Origin of the sequence: Bradyrhizobium sp. 1(2017) (assembly GCF_011602485.2) — a bacterium.
Taxonomy (GTDB): domain Bacteria; phylum Pseudomonadota; class Alphaproteobacteria; order Rhizobiales; family Xanthobacteraceae; genus Bradyrhizobium.
The window spans coordinates 6,622,968-6,638,255 of the sequence record NZ_CP050022.2; the positions used below are offsets into that span (position 1 = coordinate 6,622,968).

General features: G+C 64.7%; 14 protein-coding genes. 5 read left to right on the top strand and 9 right to left on the bottom strand.

Translation table 11 applies throughout. From position 1 onward, the window contains the following. Positions 1–3 precede the first annotated feature (3 nt). The 5 genes from HAP40_RS31430 to HAP40_RS31450 all read right to left on the bottom strand — a co-directional run bounded on the left by HAP40_RS31430 (position 4) and on the right by HAP40_RS31450 (position 5,011). Positions 4–1,053, bottom strand: coding sequence for an L-idonate 5-dehydrogenase (locus HAP40_RS31430; protein WP_166813952.1), 1,050 nt, complete (start codon positions 1,051–1,053; stop codon positions 4–6). Further along, entirely contained in the window at positions 1,050–2,456 is a 1,407-nt protein-coding gene (locus HAP40_RS31435; protein ID WP_166813950.1) for a TRAP transporter large permease, read from the bottom strand. Before HAP40_RS31435 ends, HAP40_RS31430 begins: the two co-directional genes overlap by 4 nt. A 4-nt stretch (positions 2,457–2,460) precedes the next feature. After that, positions 2,461–3,039, bottom strand: coding sequence for a TRAP transporter small permease (locus HAP40_RS31440; protein WP_166813948.1), 579 nt, complete (start codon positions 3,037–3,039; stop codon positions 2,461–2,463). Positions 3,040–3,151: 112 nt separating this feature from the next. Further along, positions 3,152–4,117, bottom strand: a complete 966-nt coding sequence (locus HAP40_RS31445; RefSeq protein WP_414645414.1) for a sialic acid TRAP transporter substrate-binding protein SiaP — start codon at positions 4,115–4,117, stop codon at positions 3,152–3,154. An 81-nt stretch (positions 4,118–4,198) separates the two neighbouring features. Next, a complete protein-coding gene (locus HAP40_RS31450; RefSeq protein ID WP_166813944.1) occupies positions 4,199–5,011 on the bottom strand; it encodes a FadR/GntR family transcriptional regulator in 813 nt (270 codons plus the stop codon). Between the two features lie 145 nt (positions 5,012–5,156). Here HAP40_RS31450 and HAP40_RS31455 point away from each other — a divergent pair, with 145 nt between their 5' ends. Further along, positions 5,157–6,641, top strand: a complete 1,485-nt coding sequence (locus HAP40_RS31455) for a mannitol dehydrogenase family protein (protein ID WP_208024866.1) — start codon at positions 5,157–5,159, stop codon at positions 6,639–6,641. 88 nt (positions 6,642–6,729) lie between these two features. Next, complete coding sequence (locus HAP40_RS31460; RefSeq protein ID WP_166819266.1) at positions 6,730–7,137, top strand: nuclear transport factor 2 family protein; 408 nt, start codon at positions 6,730–6,732, stop codon at positions 7,135–7,137. A gap of 67 nt (positions 7,138–7,204) precedes the next feature. Here HAP40_RS31460 and HAP40_RS31465 read toward each other — a convergent pair whose 3' ends face one another. Then, complete coding sequence (locus tag HAP40_RS31465) at positions 7,205–7,921, bottom strand: HAD family hydrolase (protein ID WP_166819265.1); 717 nt, start codon at positions 7,919–7,921, stop codon at positions 7,205–7,207. A gap of 146 nt (positions 7,922–8,067) precedes the next feature. Between HAP40_RS31465 and HAP40_RS31470 the strand changes: the two genes are divergently transcribed. Together HAP40_RS31470 and HAP40_RS31475 are read left to right on the top strand one after the other, a co-directional pair. Continuing rightward, positions 8,068–8,916: an SDR family oxidoreductase gene (locus HAP40_RS31470; protein WP_166813942.1), complete on the top strand. Its 849-nt coding sequence runs from the start codon at positions 8,068–8,070 to the stop codon at positions 8,914–8,916. Positions 8,917–9,039: 123 nt separating this feature from the next. Continuing rightward, positions 9,040–10,305, top strand: coding sequence for a serine hydrolase domain-containing protein (locus HAP40_RS31475; protein ID WP_166813940.1), 1,266 nt, complete (start codon positions 9,040–9,042; stop codon positions 10,303–10,305). 66 nt (positions 10,306–10,371) lie between these two features. Here HAP40_RS31475 and HAP40_RS31480 read toward each other — a convergent pair whose 3' ends face one another. Continuing rightward, on the bottom strand, positions 10,372–11,259 hold the full coding sequence (locus tag HAP40_RS31480; protein WP_166819264.1) for a dienelactone hydrolase family protein: 888 nt from the start codon (positions 11,257–11,259) through the stop codon (positions 10,372–10,374). A gap of 101 nt (positions 11,260–11,360) precedes the next feature. Next, complete coding sequence (locus tag HAP40_RS31485) at positions 11,361–12,584, bottom strand: MFS transporter (protein ID WP_246741349.1); 1,224 nt, start codon at positions 12,582–12,584, stop codon at positions 11,361–11,363. 544 nt (positions 12,585–13,128) lie between these two features. Between HAP40_RS31485 and HAP40_RS31490 the strand changes: the two genes are divergently transcribed. Beyond that, the gene (locus HAP40_RS31490) at positions 13,129–13,707 is read left to right on the top strand and encodes a MarR family winged helix-turn-helix transcriptional regulator (RefSeq protein ID WP_166813938.1); all 579 of its coding nucleotides are present in this window, start codon (positions 13,129–13,131) and stop codon (positions 13,705–13,707) included. A gap of 13 nt (positions 13,708–13,720) precedes the next feature. On the opposite strand, the gene HAP40_RS31495 is transcribed toward HAP40_RS31490, so the two are convergent. Next, complete coding sequence (locus HAP40_RS31495; protein WP_166813936.1) at positions 13,721–14,659, bottom strand: hypothetical protein; 939 nt, start codon at positions 14,657–14,659, stop codon at positions 13,721–13,723. Between the last annotated feature and the right edge of the window lie 629 nt (positions 14,660–15,288).

Below are 15,288 nucleotides of genomic sequence, written 5' to 3' on the forward strand. Positions count from 1 at the left end.
GGGTCAGTTCGCGGTCAGCACGACCTTGACGCTCTGCGAGCGGTCGAGCGCCAGCCGCAGCGCATCGGGCGCGGCCGACAGCGGCCGCTCGGCGGTCACCAGCGACAGCACGTCGACGCTGCCGTCGGCGATCAGTTCCACCGCATTCATGAACTCGAACCCGAACCGGAACGAGCCGCGCAGGTCGATCTCCTTGGCCATCACCGCGTTCGACGGCGTCGGGATCTGCCCACCCGGCAGATTGCCGATCTGCACCACGACGCCGCCGCGCCTGACGATGCCGATGGCGCTGGCAAGGCCCGCGGCCGTCCCGGAGACCTCGAACGCGACGTCGTAGGGGCGCGAAGCGGCCTGCGCCTTCAGGCCCTCCTCCCCGCCCGCGACGTTCTCGACGTGAGAGGCGCCGAGCCGGGTTGCGAAGGCCAGAGGCGCCGGCGCGATGTCGGCCACCGTGACGTCGGCCATGCCGGCACGGTGCGCGGCGAGCATAGTCAAAAGCCCGATCGGGCCGGCGCCGAAGATGATGCCGCGCTTGCCCTCGATGTTGCCCGCGCGCGCAACCGCGTGCAGGCAGACTGCGAGCGGCTCGGCCAGCGCTGCGGCCTGATAGGAGACGTGATCGGGAATCTTCACGCATTGCGCAGGGATCGCGTCGAAGTAGTTGGCGAAGCCGCCCTGCATGTGCGGTGTCTTCGAAGCCGAGCCCATGAAATAGATGTTCTCGCAGAGGTTCGGCCGGCCTTCGCGGCATGCGACGCAATGGCCGCACCAGCGCGACGGGTTGACCGCGACGCGGTCGCCGACCTTCAGGTTCGCAGCAGCCCCTCCGATCTCCACGACCTCGCCGGAAATCTCATGGCCAAGCACCAGCGGCGACTTCACCACGAAATCGCCGGTGCGCGCATGGCGGAAATAGTGCATGTCCGAGCCGCAGATCCCGCCCGCGCCGAAGCGGACGCGCACCATGCCGTCTGCGAGCTTGCCGAGCGGATGCTCGACCATGCGCAAATCTTCGGGACCAAACAGGGTTGCGGCGAGAGCAGTAGAGGTCATTTGGAGAGTCCCATGTATTTCGGCAGCCAGAGGGTCAGGTCGGGAATGTAGGTGATCGCGATCAGCGCGAGCATCAGCGGCACCAGCCAGGGCAGGATCGCCACCGTCGTGCGCTCGACCGAGAGCTTTGCCACGCGGGCAAGCACGAACAGCACCATACCGAGCGGCGGATGCAAGAGGCCGATCATCAGGTTCAGCGTCATGATCAGGCCGAAATGAATCGGATCGATGCCGAGCTTGAGCACGATCGGCAGCAGGATCGGCACCAGGATGGTGATCGCCGCCGTGGTATCGATGAAGCAGCCGACGAACAGGATCAGGATGTTGGCGAGCGCCAGAAACACCCATTTGTTCTGGGTGATGCTCAGCATCCAATCCGACAGCATCTGGGCGGCCTGCGACACCGTCAGCAGCCAGGCGAAGATCGAGGCGGCGGTAACGATGAACAGCACCGAGGCCGTGGTCTCGATGGTGTCGAACGTCGCCTTGGCGACGGTCCGGAACGTCATGGTGCGGTAGCGCACGAGGCCGAGGAACAGCGACCAGATCACTGCGGCGACGGCGGCCTCCGTCGGCGTGAACCAGCCGAGCGTCATGCCGCCGATCAGGATCACCGGCGCCATCAGCGCCATGACCGCGGAGAAATCGAAGTACCAGTCGATCACGAGCAGCGTGCCGAGGCCGATCACGACCGCCACGTTGACCGAGAGGCCGGCGAGCGTCATCAGCCAGATCGCCATCGGGAAAGACAGCACGATGACAATCTCGAGGCCCGCCGAGCCGAGCTGCGGCCAGGAGAACGGCGTATCGCTGCCCCATTTGTTCTTGTGCGCGAAGTAGGTGACCGTCGCCATCATGAACAGGGTCAGGACGACGCCCGGAATGACGCCGCCCAGGAACAGCGCGCCGATCGAGACGTTCGCCATCATGCCGTAGATCACGAAGGGCAGCGACGGCGGGATGATGGGCCCGAGCGTCGCCGAAGCCGCGGTGACGCCGACCGAGAACTCGGTGGAGTAGCCGTGGTCCTTCATCGCCTTGATCTCGATGGTGCCGAGGCCGGCGGCATCTGCGATCGCGGTGCCGGACATGCCGGAGAAGATCACCGAGCCGATGATGTTGACGTGGCCGAGGCCGCCACGCATCCAGCCGACCAGCGCGACGGCGAATTTGTAGATGCGGCCGGTGACGCCGGCAATGTTCATGAGATTGCCGGCCAGGATGAAGAACGGCACGGCGAGCAGCGGAAAGCTCTCGACGCCGGCGATCATGCGCTGCGCCAGCGTGACGTCGGGCGTCACGCCGCTGACCAGGATGTAGAGCAACGACGACACGGCCATGGCGATCGCCACGGGAACGCCGAGCAGCATCAGGACGAGAAAGCCTCCGAGGAGCAGCAGCATGGTCTTATCCTTCCGATCCGTCGTAGGCACCGGGACGTTCGAGGACCGAGTAGCCCTGCCGCCAGTTCTGTATCGCCACCTGCACGGAGCGTGCGAACATCAGCACGAAGCCGAGCAGCACGGCGTAATAGACGTAGTCCTTGGGAAGATTGATTGTGGTCATGGATTCGTCGCCGATGATCTGGATGTAGACCCAGACCAGCTTGATGGCGTAGCCGAAGAAGGCGATCCGGATCAGGTCGATCACCGTCGCCAGCGCGCGCGCCACGAAATGGGGCAGATAGCGATAGACCAGGTCGACCTGGATGTGACGCGACAGCCGCACGCACATCGAGGAGCCGATGAAGACCACGCCGATCAGGCAATAGGTCGCGATCTCCTCGGTCCAGGCGTAGCTGTCGTTGAGCACGTAGCGGGTAAAGAACTGGAGGAAGACGGCGAGCGCCATCACCCAGAAGATCGCGAGCGCCAGCCAGTCCTCGAAAGCGTAGACGCCGAGATCGACCTTCGGCGTCGCCTCTTCCTCGAACGTATGGGCGATCTCGTCCGCGGTGATCTGCCGGTGGATTTCGGCGGTCGACATGGGGTTGCTCCTGGGAACCTGACCGTCGTTCCGGGGCTCGCAAAGCGAGAACCCGGAACCTCGAGATCCCGGGTTCGGTCCTGCGGACCGCCCCGGGATGACGACTACGTCGTCATTTCACCGCCTGGATCCGCTCCCAGTCAGCCTTGCGGTAACCGAACGTCTCGAACGCGACGTTCTTCAGCACGGTGTCGCGGAACTCGTTCTTGTCGACCTCGGTCACCGACAGGCCCTTCTCCTTGAAGAAGGCGACCAGCTTGGCTTCGTTCTGCTTGATCTCGCCGGTGGCCTTGGCGGCGGCTTCCTGTGCGACGTCGGTGAAGATCTTCTTGTCCTCGTCGCTGAGCTTCTTCCACAGCGCACCGGCGATCACGGTGTTGAGGTGATCGACGATATGGCCGGTCAGCACGATGTGCTTCTGCACCTCGTAGAACTTCTTGGCCTCGATCGTGGTCAGCGGATTCTCCTGGGCCTCGACGGTGCCGTTCTGGAGCGCGAGATAGACTTCGGCGAAGGCGATCGGCGCGGTGTTGGCGCCGCAGGCGCGCGGCATCGCGAGGTAGGCCGGCACGTCGGGCACGCGCATTTTCAGGCCCTTCATGTCGGCGCAGGTCTTGATCGGCTTGTTCGACGAGGTCTGGCGCACGCCGTAATAGGTCACCGCGACGATGTGGTGGCCGCTCTTGTCCTCATAGCCCTTGGCGAGCTCCTTGAAGATGTCGCTCTTGGTGTAGGCGAGCAGATGATCGGCGTCGCGGAATGTGTAGGGATAATAGGTCACGCCGATCGGCGGGAAGCTCTTGGCGGCGAAGCTCGATCCGGAGATGATGATGTCGACCGAACCGAGCGAGAGGCCCTGGTTGATGTCGGCTTCCTTGCCGAGCTGAGAGGCCGGATAGACCTCGATCTGGTAGCGCCCGTTGGTGCGCTTGCCGATCTCCTGCGCGGCCCAGACCGAGGCGGTGTGGAACGGCTCCGAGGTCTCGTAGACATGGGCCCATTTGAGCTTGGTCTGCGCCATGCCTGCGCTGGTCGCAGCCAGCAGCGTGGCGGCGGAGATCGCCGCGGCAATCGTCATTTTCTTCAACATCGACTTTTCCTCCATCGTTCAAGTCTGCTTCTTGTTCGCCCGCCCCGACAGGATGCGGGCCGCCCAATCTCACCGCCGCCGCGTCTCGCTGCTCGCAGCCGGCTTCTTCGGCGCGTGTTTCGATCTTGACGGCTTTGCCGCAGCTCGCGCCGTGCGACTGGGTCCTGACGACGATCCCGCCGCGTTCTCGGCGCCGAAATTCTGCGCAAAACGCTCCTGGGAGCGCGCCAGGTGCTCGCGCATCGCCTCGCGCGCGGCGTCCGGATCATGCGCCGCGATCGCACCGCGCACCGCGCGATGCTCGTCGAGCGCCGTGCGCCAGGTGCCCGGGCTCTCGAAATAGTGCGCCAGCTGCGCGAAATAGGGATTGAGACGCTGGTCGAACAGCTCGCCGACCACGCGCACCAGAACGGCATTGCCGAGGCTTCCGGCGATCGCGACGTGGAACGCGCGATCGTGGACCATCGAGGCATCGCCGGGATGCTCGACAGTCTCCATCGCGACCAGGGATGCATCGATGCGGGCGATGTCGTTCTTCGTCGCCACGCGCGCGGCCTCTTCGGCGATGGCGCTTTCCAGAAATTCGCGGGCGCGCAGCAGCTCGAACGGGCCCTCGATGACGGAAGCTGGCGCGGGCGTAGCAACGGCAGCGGGCTCGATCACGTAGATGCCGGAGCCGACACGGATGCGGAGGCGGCCTTCGACCTCGAGCGCGATCAGGGCTTCGCGCACGGTCGGCCGCGACACCTTGAGCTGCTCGGCGAGCTCGCGCTCGGTCGGCAAGCGGCTGCCGACCGCGTACTCGCCGCTGTCGATCAGGCTTCGCAATTGATCGGCGACCTGGCGATAGAGCCGTCTCGCCTCCACAGCTTCCAGCGGCACGCTGGTCCTCCCGAAAGGGTCGCGCGGAACACCTCCCGGGTGCCCGCGCCCTGCCAATTTTGGAAAATTGGTCTTACCAATTGACCAAAGCATTGACCGAGGACGGGTGCCATGTCAAGCAGCGGCAAAGCAAAGGGAAACGTCCATGCGCCAGAGCTCAATGCGTCTTGGCCGCACCAATCTCGACCGGTTGCTGGCTGGCATTCGCCGGCCGGCCTATGACCGGTCGCACGTCACGCCCGGCATCGTGCATCTCGGCCTCGGGGCCTTCCATCGCGCACATCAAGCCGTCGTCATCGACGATTGCCTTTCGGCCGGCGCCGCGTCCTGGGGCATCGTCGGCGCGAGCCTGCGCAGCCCGGATACGCGCGACGCCCTCGCCCCGCAGGACCATCTCTACACGGTTGCGGTGCGTTCGGCCGAAGGCACCGGGCACCGCGTCATCGGCGCCCTGCTCGACAGTGTCGTCGCGCGCGAAAATCCGGCGCGGCTGGTCGAGCGGATGGCCGATCCCGCCACCCGCATCGTCTCGCTCACCGTCACCGAGAAGGGCTATTGCCACACGCCGCAGACCGGCGACCTCGACGAGCGGCATCCGGATGTCGTGCACGATCTCAATCATTTCGACGCGCCGCGCTCGGCGCCCGGCTTCATCGTGGCTGCGCTGGCGCGCCGGCGCGCACAGGGGCTCGCACCCTTCACCGTCCTGTGCTGCGACAATCTCGCCGCCAACGGCCACACCGTGCAGCGGATCGTGACGCAGTTCGCCGCACTACGATCCAAGGATCTCGGCAAGTGGATCGCGGATACGGTCGCCTTTCCCTCGACCATGGTCGACCGCATCGTGCCCGAGACGACGGACAGCGACCGGGATACGGTCACATCCGCGCTGGGCATGCGCGACGCCTGGCCGGTGATGACCGAGCCCTTCACGCAATGGGTGGTCGAGGACCGTTTCACGGCGGGCCGGCCGGATCTTGCCGCCGCAGGCGTCGAGCTCGTCGACGACGTCAAGCCGTTCGAGCTGATGAAGCTGCGGCTGCTCAACGCCAGCCATTCGGCGCTCGCCTATCTCGGCTATCTCTCGGGCTACGAGACCATTGCCGACACCATGCAGGATCCGCACTTCGCGCGCCTTGCCGCGCGGGTGATGGAGGAGGCTGCGGTGACGCTGACCATGCCAGCGGGCACCGACCTTGCCGCCTATCGGGCCTCGCTGCTCGAGCGCTTCGCCAATCCGGCGTTGCACCACCGCACCTGGCAGATCGCGATGGACGGCTCGCAGAAACTCCCGCAGCGCCTGCTCGGCACGATGCAGGATCGCCTGCGCAAGGATTTGCCGATCGCAACCCATGCGCTCGCGGTGGCGGGCTGGATGCGCTACGTCAGCGGCCTCGACGAGCAGGGTCGGGCGATCGACGTCCGCGATCCGCTCGCCGTCGAATTCGCCACGCTGGCCCGCGAGGCGGGTCCCGTCGCCGAGCGGCTCGCGCCCGCACTGCTCACCGTCGCGAAGGTGTTCGGGCCACTTGGTGCCGAGCCGCGCCTGCGCGAGGCCGTCACCGCGGCGCTCGGCCGTCTCTACAAGGATGGCGCGCGGCGGGCCGTGGCGACGCACGTCTCGGCATGACCTCAAAGCATCTTGGAATGCTGCACTGCGGTCAAAGTCGACGGAAGTCGCGCTTGATTTTTGCCTGTCATTGCCGCACCCGGGAGGCATGGCAAAGGACAGTAAGGTCATCGCCGCAAACGCGGCCTTCTACGCCGCCTTTTCGACCGGCAATTTCGACGAAATGGAGCGGATGTGGGCGGATGACGACGCCATTTCCTGCATCCATCCCGGGTGGCCGGCCATTATCGGGCGGGCCACGGTGATCGGAAGCTGGCGCGACATCCTGCAAAATCCGGAACGGCCGCAGATCGTTTGCGCCGAGCCGCAGGCGATCGTCGACGGCGACAGCGCGCGCGTGCTCTGCATCGAGATCGTCGACGGCACGGCCTTGGCCGCGGCGAACCATTTTCGCCGCGTCGGCGACGGCTGGCGCCTGGTGCATCACCAGTCAAGCCCGATCGCGCAGATTGTCGAGCAGTCTGAAGACGATAGCCCAAGCCATCGCGTTCACTGAACACGACGATCACGCCGGCGTGATCTACTGTGCATGGGGTTGTTTTTCGACTTTTTGTTTAGGCCCCTCACCCAAGCCCCGCCAGATCGTCCAGCACGGCCTGCGCATCGCTGAAATCATCGTCCCGGAAGAACATGCTGCGGGTGATGAGAACGGGAATGTTGGCCCGCGAGGCCGCGATCAGCCCGTTGGCGGAATCCTCGATGGCGACGCAGTCGGACGCATCGAGCTTCAGCCGTGCCAGCACTTCGAGATAGACATCCGGCGCGGGCTTCTTGTGCTGCACGTCGTCTCCGGCGACGACCACGTCGAAATCCGCGGCCCAGCGCGTTCCCAGCGCCTGCGAGAGCAGTGCATCGATGTTGCCGTGCGAGGTGGTGGTTGCGATCGCAAGCCGCTGGCCGCGCACCTGCGCCGCGGCCAGCAGCTCCGCCACGCCCGGCCGCAAGCGACAGCAGCCGGTCTCGATCAGCCCGGCATAATGCGCGGTCTTGATGCGGTGAAGCTCCGCGATGTCCGCGTCGGATAATGGCGCAGCGATCCGCAGCCTTGCGTGGTAGGCGCGCATGCGTTCCTTGCCGCCCGTCACCCGCAGCAGGTCCTTGTAGACCGCGCGGTCCCATTCCCAGCCGAGACCGTGGCGCGAGAAGGCATGGTTGAAGGCTTGCCGGTGCAGCTCCTCGGTTTCAGCTAGGGTGCCGTCGACGTCGAAGATCAGCGCCGCGGCCTGCCGGATCAGGTCGGCAGCGCCCGATGGTGCTAGGATGGCCGCTTCTGCCTGCATGATCATGACGCCCCTCGCTGACGAGCAACCATCGCCCGAGGCTGCGGGCGAGACAAATCGCAATATCTTTTGCCCGACCCAAAAATCTCTTATGAGCGGAGGCGCGCGCAGCGGCGCGATGGAACCCCGACCGGCACGGCAGAGGCATGCGGCTCTTCATTCTCGGCTTCGGCTACAGCGCCGGGCATTTCGTCCGCAGATTCGGCGGCGCCTTCTCGCACATCGCCGGCACCGTGCGCGATCCCGCGCGGCGGGACGATCTCACCGGCATCGAGATGCATCCTTTTTCCGGGAGCGATCCGGATCGCACGACGGCCGAACGCGTCAGTGAGGCCGATGTCCTTCTCATCTCGATCCCGCCCGGCAGCACCGGCGATCCTGCGCTTGGAGCATTCGGCAACAGGCTGGCCGGGCGCCGCCGCAAGGTCGTCTATCTCTCCACCATCGGCGTCTATGGCGACCACGGCGGCGGATGGGTGGACGAGAGCACGCCGCCGCAGGCTGCGCTCGAGCGCACGCAGATGCGGATCGCGGCGGAGCAGGCCTGGACCGATACGACCGGCGGCGAGGCCGCGATCCTCCGGCTTGCGGGCATCTACGGCCCCGGCCGCAACGCGCTGGTGACACTGCGGGCGGGAACGGCCCGGCGCATCATCAAGCCGGGACAGGTCTTCAACCGCATCCATGTCCACGACATCGCAAGCGCGATCATGGCCGCTATTCATCACCCGAGCGGCGGCATCTGGAACGTATGCGACGACGAGCCCGCGCCGCCGCAGGACGTGATCGCCTATGCCGCACAGCTGATGGGCGTTGCACCGCCACCCGAAGAAGCGTTCGCGACCGCCGGGATGTCGGCGATGGCCCGCAGCTTCTATGCCAGCAGCGCCCGCGTCTCCAACGCGAAACTGAAGCGCGAGCTTGGCGTCGCGCTGGCTTGCCCAACCTATCGGCACGGTCTCGATGCACTGTGGCGCGCGGGCGAAGGACGTTAGGGTTCCGGCATCTCCCGCGCGTCCCTGACATGCTTTGCCTGCGCTTGACTTCGATCCGGTGCCGACATGATCTAGGCGTCGAGCGAGCCATTGCATAACGAGCTCGCCTCTTGGGAGAATGCAATGAACAAGACGCTCGCCATGATCGCGGTGACTGCCATCATCACGCTCGGTGCAGCCGGCGCCGCACCGCTGCCCGAAGCCAATCCCGACGATGCCGGATTCTCCAAGCAGGGGCTCGCGCGACTCGACAATTTCTTCGCGCGCGAGATCGCCGCCAAGCGCGTGCCCGGCGCGGTCGTCGCGGTGGCGCGCGACGGCAAGCTCGTGCACTACAAGGCATACGGCATGCTCGATCCCGACAAGGGCACGCCGATGCCGATCGATGCAATCTTTGCGCTGGCTTCGATGACCAAGCCGATGGCGGCGGTCGCGGGCCTGACCCTGATGGAGCAGGGCCGGCTGCCGCTCCAGGCTAAGCTGTCCGACTACTATCCCGGCTTTGCCGACATGAAGGTCGGCGTGCCCCAGGCCGACGGATCGCTCAAGCTCGAGCCGCAGGCTTCGCCGATCTTCATCCACGATCTCTATCGCCACACCTCCGGCCTGATGTATGGCGGCCGTCCCGACAGCTCGAGTCCGGTGGCCCGGCAATATCCCGACGGCATAGCGCCGGCGATCGAAGGCGACACCGAGGCCTTCATCGATCGCATCACCAAGCTGCCGCTGGCGCATCAGCCCTCGACCGAGTTCGAATACGGTTTTTCGATCGACGTGCTCGGCGCGGTGGTCGAGAAGGTGAGCGAGCAGAATCTCGGCGACTATCTCGCCGCCAATGTGTGGCAGCCGCTCGGCATGAAGGATGCAACCTTCCACCCGACTGACGCGCAGCGCCCTCGCCTCGCCCGCCCCTTTGCCAATGATCCGCTGACCGGCAAGCCGCAGGCGATCAAGCTGCTGGACACGCCGACCAAATTCGATTGCGGTGGCGCCTGCTCGTTCGCGACGATCGGCGACTATCTGCGCTTCGGGCAGATGCTGCTCAACGGCGGCGAGCTCGACGGCCAGCGCATTCTCGGACCGAAGACCGTGCACCACATGACCACCAACCATCTCGGCCCCGAGATCAAGAACAACGTTGCCAATGTCGAGCCGCATCGCGGCGGCTTCGGCTTCGGCCTCTCGGTCGCAGTCCGCACCAGCGAGGGCCTGTCGTCGGTCCCCGGAAATCCCGGCGAGTTCACCTGGAATGGCGCCTACGGAACGCAGTTCTTCTGCGATCCCGAGGAGCGTCTCGTCGTGGTGGTGGGGACGGCCGCGCCGGGCGAGCTCAGGAAATACTATCGCGAGCAGGTCCAGGACATCGTCTATGGCGCGATGGTGAAGTGAGATCGTCGCGCTGAAATGAAAAGGGCGGCCGACCGGGCCGCCCTTTTGTCTCCGTAATATCTAGCGTCAGCTCAGGACGCCATATTTCCTGAACCAGGCCTGCGCCTGCTTCCAGGCATCTTCGGCGGCTTCCTTGCGGTAGCTGCTGCGGTAGTCGGCATGGAAGCCGTGCGGCGCTTCGGGGTAGATCTTGAATTCGGCCGTCTTCTTGTTCTGCTCGAGCGCAGCCTTCATCTGCTCGACCTGCGCGACGGGAATGCCGGTATCGGCACCGCCATAGAGGCCAAGCACCGGCGCCTTCATCTCGGGTGCAAGCTGCATCGGGCTCTTCGGCCACAGCGGATTTTCCGGGTCGACCACGGTACCGTAGAAGGCAACGCCTGCCTTGAGCGTGCCGCTGTGGGCGGCATATTCCCAGACGGTGCGGCCGCCCCGGCAGAAGCCGATGATGCCGAGCTTCGCGGTGTCGCCGCCTTGCGATCCCGCCCAGGCCACCACCGCATCGAGATCGGACAACAGCTCGGCGTCCGGCTTCGCATTGACGATCGGCAGCAGGGCCTTGATGTCCGAGACCTTGGTCAGATCGGTGCCCTTGCGGAAATAGTAATCGGGCGCGATCGCGAAGGCGCCCAGCTTGGCGAGGCGCCGCGTCACGTCCTTGATGTATTCGTGCAGGCCAAAGATCTCCATCGCCACGATGATCACCGGCGCCTTGGTGTTGCCGGCCGGGCGGGCAAAATAGGCAGGCATCTCTTCGGAGCCGACCTTGATCCTGGCGTCGCCGGCCTGGAGGCCGCTGGTGTCGGTCGTGATCACCTCCGCGCGCACGGGCCCGGCTGCAAGCGTGTAGCCTGCGGCCACGGCTGCGGTCGCGCTCATGAATCCGCGGCGCGAAACCGGGGCGACCTTTGTCAGCCCGACGACGTCGGATGTCATGGTGGTTTCGAAACTCATCATCTATCCCTTCCTGCTGCCTATGTAGTGCCCCCGGGGGCGACGCATTCGCCAATAACTGCCGGCGAAACGCAAATCACCAGCCTGCGAGCACGCTGCGTTCAGGCCTGGCCCCGGCGCTTCACCGGTGCGGTCTCCGGCATCAGGCTCATCGCGACAAGCCCGACGCCTGCCGCAAGCAGGAGGTACCAGGCCGGCGCCAGCGGATTGCCGGTGACGTGGAGGAGCCAGGTGACCACAAGCTGCGCCGTGCCGCCGAAGCTCGCGATCGCCACCGCATAGACGGTCGCGAACACGCCGCCGCGGATGTTCTGGGGCAGCGCCTCGGTGAAGGTCGCATAGAACGCCGTGAACGGCAGCGCGGCGACGATCGACAGCATGCCGAAGCCGGCCAGAAGCGACAGCGCGCCCGGTGCGTGGACGATCCACAGGAAGGTCGGATAGGTGAGCAGGAGGGTCGCGAGCTGCGGCCAGATCATGACCGGCTTGCGGCCGAGACGATCGGCGAGCCATCCGCCGAGAAGTGCGCCGACGAACTGAATGCCGTTGCTGACCAGGGACACGGCAAAGGCCAGTGTCGACGACACGTGCAAAGTGTTCTGCGCATAGGTCGTCATATATTGCGTGACATAGGTCGAGATCGTGCCGCTCGCCAAAATCATCAGCGCCAGCGCGATGACACCGAGATGACGCCGGGCCTGCGAGAGGTGGCCGGTGCTTTCCTTGACCGCGATGCCAGCGTCGGGGTGCGAAATCGTCTCCGGCAGCGTCCGCCGCATCCAGAGCCCGAATGGCAGGCAGACGGCACCGATCAGGAATGCCAGCCGCCAGCCATGGGACTGCAGCATCTCCGGCGCCATGGTCCTGGTCAGGATGACGCCGACCAGCGCGCCAGCGGTCGCGGCGATCTCCTGGCTCGCCGGCTGCCAGGCCACGGCCAGCGCCCGATGCGCGGGCGGGGCGATCTCGACGAGATAGGCAGTGGTCGGTCCGACCTCGCCGCCCAGCGCGAAGCCCTGCACCATGCGCGCCGCGATCACGATGATGGGCGCGGCGAGCCCGATCGATTGATAGGACGGCGTGAGCGCGATGGTCAGGATCGACAGCCCCATCAGGGCAAAGCTGAGCAGCATGGCGGGACGCCGGCCGATGCGGTCCGAATAGATGCCGAGCACGATTCCGCCGATCGGCCGCGTCACGAAGCCGGCGCCGAAGGTCGCCAGCGACAGCATCAGGGTGCCGTACTCGCTTCCGGTCGGGAAGAAAGTGTGGCCGATCTGGATGGCGAAGAAGCTGTAGGTGATGAAGTCGTAGAACTCGAGCATGTTGCCGATGGTGGCCGCCAATGCTGCACGCTTGACGTTGAACGGCGCGCCTTGCTCGATTTGCGACGACACTCTGACATTCCCGGCATTGGCTCGTGCGCTGGACTTAACCGCATAGCTGCGTTGCATCGCAACATCCATTAACCGAGAAAGTTGGTTCTCTCCGGCCCGTCACGCCGCTCGGCGTTGCAGGTGATGCGGCCCCTCGCGCCGTCGAGACGCTCGAGCCGCAACAAATGGGCATCGCGGTGGCGACAATGACACATCATGTTGCTCAGTCACCGCACATCATCGTCAATCCGTGCGTGAGCTGTCGTGATTTGACTGAAATTTTCAGAGGAGTTGAGCCGAGTGATTTACTCGAACTTTCTTTGTGACGCTCTAGTTCCACGGCACCGGAAGTTCCATCGCCGACACGGAGAAGCAGCTTCTGACGCGATGCGCCCTCCAAAACGAAGGATCGCTCGGTGCTTCATTCTCGTCCACGCAGATTGCGCTTACTCATGGCTCAATTGAATAAAGCTTTATCCGACCTGGAATTGAAATGAATTTGGCTCGCGAATCGATTGAACTGTTGGAGCAGGTCGCGCGAATCCTGTGGTTCGAAGGCACCAAGCACGGATTGCGCGATCGCGAATGGATGGCGCTGCGGTTCCTCTCCCGCGCCAACCCGTTCTCCCGGACGCCTTCGGCGCTGGCGAGTTACGTCGGGACCACGCGCGGCACCGCTTCATTCATCATCGGCGAGCTCGAGCGGCTGGGTTATCTCGAGCGGAAGCGCTCGGCCAAGGACAAGCGCTCGGTGATGCTGAGCGTGACGCAGCAGGGCAAGAAGTTCCTGGTGCGCGACCCCGTCAACGTGCTCATCGAGGCGATTGCCGCCCTCGACGCCGACGTCAAGATCCGCTTTCGCGACACGTTCCGGCATGTGCTGGATCATTCGGATGCGGCCGAGCAGCGGCACCACACCGACGTTTGCAGGCGATGCATCTTCTTACGGGAAGATCGCACCGCCGCGGACGGCAAGACGAGTGTGGAGTTCAGCTGCCGCCTGTTTCGTGCGCCGATCGCGGAGACGGAGGTCGATCTGCTCTGCACCAGCTTCGAACATCACCGTCAATAGACGGCCGCTTCGATCACGGCGCCGCCTTGCGCGACGAATAGATGACGCCTCCGCTTGACTCCACGACCAGACGGCCGTTCTCGTTTCGGATGTCCTCGATACGGCCGAGCCCGGGCACCTGCTGTCCCAGCACGGCTTCGATGACGCCGTTCGGGCTTTGCAGGATCGCAATTCCTTCATAGGCCTGGCGGACCGACCAACCCTTGATCACCTTGCGCGGCGCCGACGGAGGAACCGAGCCCGTGATCTCGGGCGCAGCGACCGAGGCCATCATCGGCATGGCCTGGGTCGCCGTCGGCTGCGATGCAACGGTGGCGGGCACCGGAGCCTGGGCCTGCACCTGGGCAAGCTTGTCGAGCTTCGCCGTAGAGGACGAGCTCACCCGCTCGATGCGGTCCAGGTTCTCGGCAAACCTGCCGAAGCGGTCATTGGTCGCCTTGCTCGATTGATCGACCGCGGTGCGCAGGCCGTCGAGATTTTCGGACACGCCCGACACCTGCTTGCGCAGCTGCGCGACCGTCTCGCGCAGATTCCTGATCTCCGTATTGGCGGCAATGTTGTTCTGGGCGGGCTGCGTGGTGGTGAGATAGGCGATCACGCCGGTGCAGGCGCAGACCACCAGGACAGCGGCGACCGCCAGCGTCGCGAGCGGTACGACCCATGTCGGACGCGGCGCCGGCGGCTTGGCAACGATCACGGCCGGCTTGATCACGGCCGGCGCAGGCTTGGGTATTGCCATCTTGTCGAGACGCGCCTTGGCGCGAATGCGCTTCAACCCCTCGAGCGCCTCTTTCGCCAGCGCTTCGTCGCTGGCCGCAACACGCTTTGCGCTCGCGGCAGGCTTGGTCGCTCGTGCTGCATTGTCCTTGATATCGCCCATCTCCGGAGCCGGCTTCGCCGCCGCGGAAACACCAGCGGTCGCGTCGGGACGAGCTTGTCCATCGGACAACATGTGGAAATGCTCCGTTCGGTTCGATCTGTCGAACGGCAACGTATGTGTCGAAGCTTGCCTGAAACGTACGCGTCGAAAACTTTTCATCGCGCGCCATGCGGCGTCAGATGAGTTGAACGCGCCACGCACGTGGCGAGAGTGCGACTCGAAAGACACACCCTTGCCAAGTTTTGGCCAAGCTGGAGTCTCGCCGCCACATGTGAGTCGAATTGTCGCACACCGAACCAGGGCGGTGAGAGTCAATCCCGGGTTGAAAACCCATCGAATTGCAGGGCGGGCGGCACCACCCAAAACGGCTGTGTTTGTACGGGGATGCGGAACTTTAGAACCACCACGGTGCAGAACTGGTTTAGATTCTAAATCAACTGATGCGATTGGAAATACAAAGAAACAACTCGAAACAAACCAATAGCATCAAGCACACGTAGCAATCGCTTTGTGGCACACGCTTGATCGGAATTGGGCAATCGTTACGGTCCTAGCAAGTGATTCTCGCCAGTTGGCGAGGAGATCGACACAGTTTCAGTCGTGTTCGGACGCATGAGCAACTTGGCGCAACTGATCTAGGTCGTTTCTCAATCCGCTCCGCGAGGTGATCGATAAGACACCCGCCGGGCCTCACGCAGTAA